Source organism: Nonomuraea cypriaca (genome assembly GCF_015645445.1).
GTDB lineage: Bacteria > Actinomycetota > Actinomycetes > Streptosporangiales > Streptosporangiaceae > Nonomuraea > Nonomuraea cypriaca.
Map to the genome: position 1 here is coordinate 1 of NZ_JADOGI010000348.1, position 8,067 is coordinate 8,067.

General features: G+C 72.7%; 7 protein-coding genes. 2 read left to right on the forward strand and 5 right to left on the reverse strand.

Translation table 11 applies throughout. The annotated features are described in order from the left end of the window. On the reverse strand, positions 1 to 464 hold a 464-nt coding region (locus tag ITP53_RS51850), incomplete at its 3' end, for a copper chaperone PCu(A)C (protein ID WP_195902870.1). A gap of 295 nt (positions 465 to 759) precedes the next feature. On the opposite strand from ITP53_RS51850, the gene ITP53_RS51855 reads away from it, so the two are divergent. Next, the gene (locus ITP53_RS51855; protein ID WP_195902871.1) at positions 760 to 1,866 is read left to right on the forward strand and encodes a hypothetical protein; all 1,107 of its coding nucleotides are present in this window, start codon (positions 760 to 762) and stop codon (positions 1,864 to 1,866) included. A 47-nt stretch (positions 1,867 to 1,913) separates the two neighbouring features. On the opposite strand, the gene ITP53_RS51860 is transcribed toward ITP53_RS51855, so the two are convergent. The 4 genes from ITP53_RS51860 to ITP53_RS51875 form a co-directional block, all read right to left on the reverse strand. Further along, positions 1,914 to 3,602, reverse strand: coding sequence for an urease subunit alpha (locus ITP53_RS51860; protein ID WP_195902872.1), 1,689 nt, complete (start codon positions 3,600 to 3,602; stop codon positions 1,914 to 1,916). Beyond that, on the reverse strand, positions 3,599 to 4,216 hold the full coding sequence (gene ureA, locus ITP53_RS51865; RefSeq protein ID WP_195902873.1) for an urease subunit gamma: 618 nt from the start codon (positions 4,214 to 4,216) through the stop codon (positions 3,599 to 3,601). Before ureA ends, ITP53_RS51860 begins: the two co-directional genes overlap by 4 nt. A 10-nt stretch (positions 4,217 to 4,226) precedes the next feature. Further along, on the reverse strand, positions 4,227 to 5,225 hold the full coding sequence (locus tag ITP53_RS51870; RefSeq protein ID WP_195902874.1) for a dimethylarginine dimethylaminohydrolase family protein: 999 nt from the start codon (positions 5,223 to 5,225) through the stop codon (positions 4,227 to 4,229). 73 nt (positions 5,226 to 5,298) lie between these two features. Then, positions 5,299 to 6,561 carry an MFS transporter gene (locus ITP53_RS51875; protein WP_207757634.1) on the reverse strand — a complete coding sequence of 421 codons (1,263 nt, stop codon included), beginning with the start codon at positions 6,559 to 6,561 and terminating at the stop codon, positions 5,299 to 5,301. 126 nt (positions 6,562 to 6,687) lie between these two features. Between ITP53_RS51875 and ITP53_RS51880 the strand changes: the two genes are divergently transcribed. Further along, positions 6,688 to 7,833, forward strand: a complete 1,146-nt coding sequence (locus tag ITP53_RS51880) for a PucR family transcriptional regulator (RefSeq protein WP_195902876.1) — start codon at positions 6,688 to 6,690, stop codon at positions 7,831 to 7,833. The last annotated feature ends 234 nt before the right edge of the window (positions 7,834 to 8,067 follow it).

Genomic DNA, 8,067 nt, shown 5'->3' on the forward strand with positions numbered 1-8,067 from the left:
GGGGACGGGGTCAGGGTGGCGTACTGGCCGGTGGCGTACTTGACCGGCACCATCACGCGCACCGACCCCGCCTGGCGGAAGTCGAAGGTCATCGGTACGGCGCCGCCGCGTACGCCGGTGACCGTGCCGATCGGCCGGCCGCCTGTGCCGACGGGCTGGTTGGGCGGCAGCGACACCGGGCCGGCGAGCTGCACCGAGCCGCCCCCCTCCACGGTGACCCGGTCGAGCTGGTCCGGCCGGGTGCCGGCGTTGATCAGCACGGCGTACAGCGACTGCTGCGGCGCGGGCGAGGCCGGATCCGTGCCGGCGATCAGGAAGGCGTTGCGCACGTGCATGACGCCGCGTACGTCGGCGTTGGCCCCTTCGTTCTGTGGCAGATGCGGGATGGTGTCGACTCCCGCGTTCGCGCAGCCGGTGGCCAGGAACGCGGCAACGGCGATCGCGGCAGAGACGGTGGGACGCATCGCAATGCCTTCCTCTCGGCACCAACGTCGTGGAGCCCCGCTACCCCGCGAACGTCGCACCGAACCCGCGCCCCCGCACGTCGCGACCGGCCGGCCGCGCGCCCGGGACCGCGCGCTTGCGCCCCGGGACCGGCCGCCCGCCCAGAGACCGGGCGGCGGCGTGGTACACGCGCTGGTCAGACGCTTCGACGATCCTCGAAAGAAACACCCGCCCGGTATGCCGGTCCCTAGGCTCCTTGAGGGGATGAGTCGGCTTCGGCCGGCTCGACGCGGAGGGGAAGGAAGCCACGCCACGATGACGACGAGCCCGTGCACCCGTTGCGGCCTGCCGGTCATGCCGGACCGGCAGGCCGCGGGATTCTGGGTGGACCAGTGGAACGGCCGGTTCTGCGGCGGCGACCAGCGTTTCCCGCACCAAGCGCCGGCCCATGGTTCTCCCCATCACGCGGCGCCGGGTGACGGTTTCCCGCATAACGCGGCGCCGGGTGACGGTTTCCCGCATAACGCGGCGCCGGGCGAGGGTTCTCCGCATCACGCGCCACCGCCTGGCAATCTCGCGCACCACGCGGCGGCGGGCGGTTTCCCACGCCACGGGGCGCCGGCCACGGGCCGCAAGAAGACCCTCACCACGCTCTGGGTCGTCGTCGGTTGCGTGGCGGTCGTGGCCCTCCTGGTGGTCGCGGGGGCCGTGGTCTTCGTGCTGAACCGGGGCGAGGACGGGCCCGCCGTCGCGCAGGTCGAGCAGTCGAGCTCCGCCCCGGACCGGCCGACGGCTCCGCCCACCACGAAGAAGCCGGACAAGCCCAAGGTCAAGGACGCTCCGGTGCCGTGCGAACCGGCGCGGGAGCGCAGCGTGCACTGCTTCCCGCCCTCCATGAAGGGCCCCGCGTTCCTGGAGCGCATCCACAAGGCGAGGAAGTGGAGGTGCTACGAGGAGGGGGAGAAGGACGAGACCGGTTTCGAGAGGAGCAGGAACGAGTGCGAGGCGGTCAACAACGTCGACCAGCCCTTCACCGAGCGAGCCACCATCGGCTACGAGCACTACAAGGAGAGCAGCCTCATAGACAGGGTGATCATCGTGGCGTCCACGCACGCGGAGAACCAGGGCACCAACGCCAAGAACAGCGCCGACCTGGGCAACCGGGTGTTCGACATCGCGGTCACCCACCTGTGGCCGGGCAACGCGCGACTGCGGCAGGAGGCGAAGCGGGCATACGCCAAGCTGAGGCGGGAGTGCAACCAGCCGAACTCCCATCCGGACAATGTGCAGCTCCCCACCGGCTACGCCGTCTCGTGCGGCATCCCCACCCCCGTCTCGGTGGAGAACAGCAAGGGCGTCCCTGTCCTGACCATCACCCAGTCGATGAGCATCGAGGTGCCGTTCGACTACGGGTGGGACTGAGCCGCGAGCTGGTGAACCTGGGCGAGCGGTAGCGGGTCGCCGCCGGCTCACGCGAGGTGGTGCACCTGGGTGAGCGGCAGCGCGGTCGCCGGTGGCAGCCCCGCCGGACTGCCGTCCACCAGCACGGGGCCGCCGTCGCGCGGCACCCGTACCTGGGGGACGCGGGTGTTGCGGACCATGTCCGCGCGGGTGAGCCCGCGCGAGTCCCGGATCGGCAGGTAACTCGCCCCGGCCGGCAGCGCCCGCCGGGCGGCGGCGTCCTCCAGCGCCTCCCGGGCGACGAAGACGTGCGCCAGCCGTCGCGGCGCGTCCCCCATCGCGCCGAAGAAGCGCCGGTACGCCCGCGGCTGCCCGGCCCGCGTGGACGCCGCCCCCGACGCGCTCACCCCCCACGCCACGAACCCCGACTTCACGACCAGCTCCGGCTTCGCGCCGAACCACGCCGGATGCCACAACACGAGGTCGGCGACCTTGCCCGGCGCGATGCAGCCGATCTCGGCCGCCATGCCGTGCGCGATCGCCGGGTTGATGGTGATCTTCGCGAGGTAGCGCAGCACCCGCTCGTTGTCGTGGCCGCCGCCCATCCCGGACGCCGTCCCGGACGCCGCCTTGGCGTGGGCGGCGAGTTGCCAGGTGCGGCGGGCCGTCTCGCCGACGCGGCCCATGCCCATCGAGTCGGAGTTGACGATGCTCACCGCGCCGGCGTCGTGCAGCGCGTTCTCCGCCGCGATCGCGCTCGCCCGCACCCGGCTCCTGGTCACGTCCACGTCGCCGGGCAGCAGCGCGTTCTGCCGGTGCACGGTCATCGTCATGGGGAACAGTTCGGCCACGGTGTTCACCGTGTACGGCAGCGTCGGCGTGGTCGAGGACGCCAGCACGTGCCGGTGGGCCAGGATCTCCAGCAGGTCGGGATGCCCGCCGCCGCCTTCCACGTGGTAGGCGTGCACGGTGCGGCCCCGCGTCGCGTCGATGGTGTCGGCCAGCAGGCCGGACTCGTTGAGCGAGTCGGTGTGCAACGCCACCGGCAGGTCGGCGGCGTCGGCCACCGCCAGGCAGGTGTCCACGACGGCGGGCTGCGCGCCGAAGTCCTCGTGCACCTTGAAGCCGCCCGCCCCGCCGAGCACCGCCGCCTCCAGGGGCGCCGGCCGTACCGACGAGCCGCGGGCCAGGAACGCCACGTTCACCGGCACCTCCCGCCACGCCTCGATCATCAGGTCGAGGTTGCGCTTGGGGTTGACGCCGATGTCCCACACACCGCCGAGGCCCATCCCGACCACGGTCGTCACGCCCGCGGAGAGCGCCACGTCGAGCAGCGCCGGGCTGGACAGGTGGACGTGGGAGTCGACCACGCCGGGGGTGACGATCAGGCCCTCGGCCGGGATCATCGCCGTGTGCGGGCCGACGACGAGGTCCACGTCGTTCACCGCGTCTGGTGATCCGGCCCGGCCGAGGCCGGCGATCCGGCCGTCCTTGATCCCGATGTTCGTCTTGACCACGCCGAGCAGCGGGTCGAGCACGAGCGCGTTGGTGACGACCAGGTCCAGTTCGGAGGAGCGGGCGCCGCTGGTGAGCAGCAGCCCCTCGCGTACGGTCTTGCCGCAGCCGCCGAGCAGCTCGTCCCCGGCCTCGGTGTCGTCGCGTTCCACCTCGACCACGAGCCCGGTGTCGGCCAGGCGTACCCGGTCGCCGGTGGTGGGGCCGTACACGGCCGCGTACGCCGGTCTGTCGAAGCTCATCGTCCGCCTTCCAGCGTGAGTCGGGGCGCGGTGGCCGTGCCTCCCAGCGTCACCAGCCGCACGGTGACCGTCACCCCCGGCGGGAAGCACAGGCTGCTGCCCGCCGGCACGTCCAGCCGGTGGCCGCGGGCCGCCGCCCGGTCGAACGACAGCGCCGCGTTGGCCTGCCAGAACGGGTAGTGCGACGAGACGTGCACGTCGACGTCGGCGGTGTTGGTCACCTCGATCTCCACCCGGGGGCGACCGGGCGCCGGCGTCACCTCGCCGCCCGCCGCAGGGAGTACGGCGCCGGGATCGGCGGGGCCGGGCGCGCGGCCCAGCGGGTCGTCGACGGCCACGAGCGCGGTCCCCGCGGGGAACAACGCGTCCACCTCGACCCGGCGGACCAGCGCCGCGACACCGGGCTTGGCCTCCTCGGCGCGCACCGCGCCGCGCCCGGCCTCGATCACCACCGCCATCGGCAGCCCGTCCCAGGCCGCCTCGAACACCGCGTCGGCGACCAGCGCCACGACCTCGGGCGCGGACAGCAGGGCGCCCCTGGCACGACGGCGGCGGGCCAGCTCCGCCACGGTGAAGACGGTCAGGCGGTCGTGCTCCGCCGGAGTCAGATGCATCGGGCGTCCCCTACCAGTCGCGTACGAGCTCCATGGTCGAGCAGTGGATGCCGCCGCCGTTCTTCAGGATCTCGTCGTAGGGGACCGGGACGATCTCCACGCCCTCGGCGGCCAGCCGGTCGGCGGTGCGCACGCAGTGCGCGGGGAACAGCAGCCGGCGCGGCCGGACCGTCAGCGAGTTACAGGCGTACTGCTCGTCCGGGTGCGGCGAGATCACCTTGATCCCCATGCCCTCCAGCCGGGTCAGGAACTCGAAGGGCAGGCGGTGGGTGTTGGCCAGCGCCAGATCTTCGGCGACCATGTGGAACTGCCCGTCCACGTGGATCGTGTACCCCGGCAGCGGCACGGTCACCAGTTCGATGCCGAGCGGTTCGAGCAGTCGGGCGAGTTGCCTGGCGCCCTCGGCGTTGCACCGGACGGACAGCCCGAACACCGCCAGGTCGCGACGGAGCTTCACGAACGTGCCGCCCTCTGCGAGCCCCTCGCCGATGATCGTGCCGAGGATCGGCATGCCGAGGCCGGCCACCGTCCTGGTCACCGACGCCTCCTCGCCGCGCCGCATCCGCGGGGCCAGCCGGGTGATGACGGCGCCGCCTGGGACGGTCAGCAGCGGGTCGCGGGTGAAGACCGACTTGGTGTGCTCGGGCAGCTCGGGAGCCTCGACGACCTCCACGTCCTCGGCCCGCAGCGCGGCCAGCAGCGCCGTGTGCTGCTCCAGGACCAGCTCCAGGTTCGGCGGCTTGTCGCCGCGCCAGTACCAGCGCCGTCCCGGGTCGACCAGCGCCCCGGCGCGCGGATCCCACGCCTCGGCGGTGATGGCCGCGAGGCCGCGGCTCGGGCGGCGTACCAGCACCGAGCGCAGGGGGCTCACCTCGTCCGCGGCTCCCCAGCGGCGGCCCCAGTAGCGCTCCAGCTCGGCCGGGTCATGGAACTCCGGCTTCGGCTCGGGGCCGACCAGCTTGTGGTAGAAGTGCTCGGGTTGCGCGCCGTCGTCGATGATCGTGCTCATCGTCTGTCCTTTCCTTCCGTCACAGTTCCGGAAGCCTTTCCGTCCGTCACAGTTCCGGAAGCCTTTCCGTCCGTCACAGTTCCGCGAGTGCGAGTCGCTTCGCCGCCACCGCGGCGACCAGGGTGATCACCGAGAACGCGAAGAGCATCAGCCCGATCGGCCACAGGCTCCCGCCGAACGCGGCCAGCAGCGCGGTCGCGGCCAGCGGCACGAACCCGCTGATCGCCCCGGAGATGTTGTACGACAGCCCCACCCCGGAGTAACGCACCTCACCGGTGAACATCTCGCTGAGCAACTGCCCGCACGCGGCGTAGCTGACCGACACCAGCACCACGCCGGCCGCCAGCCCGACCGCGACGCCCGCCGGCGTGCCCAGCCCGACCAGCCAGAAGATCGGGAACGCGGCGACGGCCGAGGCCGCCGCCCCCCAGATCGCGACCGGCCCTGGACCGGTGCGGTCGGCTATCCAGCCGAACACGGGGTAGGCGCACAGGTTGATGAAGGACGCGGCGGTGGCCGCGTTGAGCAGCAGGGTCCGGTCGATGCCCGCGGTGTCCGCGCCGTAGCTGACCAGGAACGTGCCGCACAGATAGTAGCCGCCGATCCCGACGAACGACACCGCGATGCCGACGACCAGCCGCCAGCCGCTGGTGCGGAGCAACTCGACGAGCGGCCGCCTGGCGGCGCGCTGCCGGGTCAGCATCTCCCTGAACACCGGCGACTCGTCCACCCTGCTGCGCACCCACAGCGCGAGCAGCAGCAGCGGGAAGGCCAGCAGGAACGGGATTCGCCAGCCCCAAGCGTTGAACTGCTCGTCCGGCAGGCTGCTGACCAGCGCGAACACGCCGGTAGCTGCCAGCGAGCCCACCGGCGAGCCGAGCTGGGGCATGACGCCGTAGCGCCCGCGCTTCTCCTTCGGCGCGTGCTCGACCGCCAGCGTGGCGGCGCCGCTCCACTCGCCGCCGACCGAGATGCCCTGCAGCAGGCGGAGGGTGGCGAGCAGGATCGGCGCGGCCACCCCGATCTGCGCGTACGTCGGCAGCAGGCCGACGCACCCGGTGACGAGGCCGATGAGGACGACGGTGATCAGCAGCATGCGGCGCCTGCCGTACCGGTCGCCGAGGTGGCCGAAGACGGCCGCGCCGAGTGGCCTGGCGACGAAGCCGACGCCGAACGTGGCGAAGGAGGCCATCGTGCCCGCGACCGGGCTCAGCTCGGGGAAGAACTGGGTGTTGAAGACCAGCGCCGCCGCCGAGCCGTAGACGTAGTAGTCGTACCATTCCAACGCTGTGCCCGCGAAGGCGCCCAGCGCGACAGTCCGGGGGTTCGCTTCCACCCGCGCGCCTTGGGCCGTGGATCGCATGGTGTCACCCTGCTCCCGGTCCGGCCGGGGTTCAATCGCAGTTCGGCACCCGGGTACCCTCGCCTAACTGTGCATTTGCCCAATGAGGGGGGATCTCGGATGTCGTCCGGCGTGGTCGAGCGGCTCTCCCGCGACCTCGTACGCGACGTCGCCCCGCTCGCCGGCCGCTTCCTGGCCGAGCTGACCGCCACCGGCGCCTACGCGGGGGCGGCGGTGTCCGAGGAGACGCTGCTGGCCGATGCCCGCCGCAGCCTGGAGCTGATCCTGCGGCGCGTCGGGCGGCTGCCGGTGCCCGAGCACGTCGCGGGCGCGTCGGCCGAGATCGGCGCGGCGCGGGCCGAGGCCGGCGTGCCGCTGGACGCGTTGCTGCAGGCTGTCCGGCTCGACTCGCGGGTGGTCTGGCGGGAGCTGCACCTGCGGGCCGACGCCGAGGACCTGGCCGGTCTGGTGGCCGAGGCGCCGCGGGTGTGGGAGGCGGTGGAGCACCACTCCATGGACATCCTGGCCGCGTACCAGCAGCGGGTCCTGGAGATGGCCCAGGCGCAGCAGGACGAGCACGCGCGGTGGTTCGCGCGGTTGCTGGAGTGCGACGGCCGCCATCCCGACATCCGGCGGCAGGTGGCCACCGTGCTCGGGCTGGGCGAGAGCGCGCCGTTCGCCGTCGTGGCGTTCCCGCCGCCTGGACGCCTCGCGGCCCTTCGTCCGGTACGCGCGCAGCTCAGCGCCGTGGGTGTGCGCCTGCACGCCCAGGATCGCCCGGCCGGGTCGATCGCCGTGCTGCAGTTGCCCGCGCGGGCAGGCGGTCCTGTCGAGGGCTGGTTCCGCGGCATCAGGTGCGCCGTGAGCCCGGTGGTCGACGGGCTGGCCGAGGTGCCCAGGGCCGTACGCCTGGCCGAGCTGACCCTGTACGCGCTGCCGCCCGGCGCGGACGGGCCGCGCGCCACCCGCGACCTGTGGCCGGAGATCGCGGCGGGCGCGCTCGGCGAGTTCCGGGCAGACCTCGTCCGCGACGCGCTCGGCGGGCTCGGTGAGCTGCCAGGCCGGGACGTCGCCAGGGTGCTGGAGACCGTCGAGCGTTACCTGTGCACCGGTTCGGTCGCGGCGACCGCCAGGCAGCTCTACTGCCACCGCAACACGGTGCTGAACCGGCTGCGCCAGTTCGCCGTCGCCACCGGACGCGACGTCATGACCTCGGCGGACGCCACCGTCGTCACTCTGGCGCTGCGGGCCCGCGGCTACGAGTGATTCGGTATACCCAATATTGGGTGGCCTCGGTGGGATTCACCATCCCCGTTGGTACAAGTGATGTGGAGGTACCGATCTGGAGGCAGTGGGAGCGCTCCCACCCGAACTGAGAGAGAACCCTTGGCTCACCAGCACCCCCGACTCCCGGCGGTCTTAGCCGGCGTCGCACTCGTGCTCGCCATCGGCGCGAGCCCCAGCCAGGCCACCACCCCGCCCGACGAGACCACCCCCGTG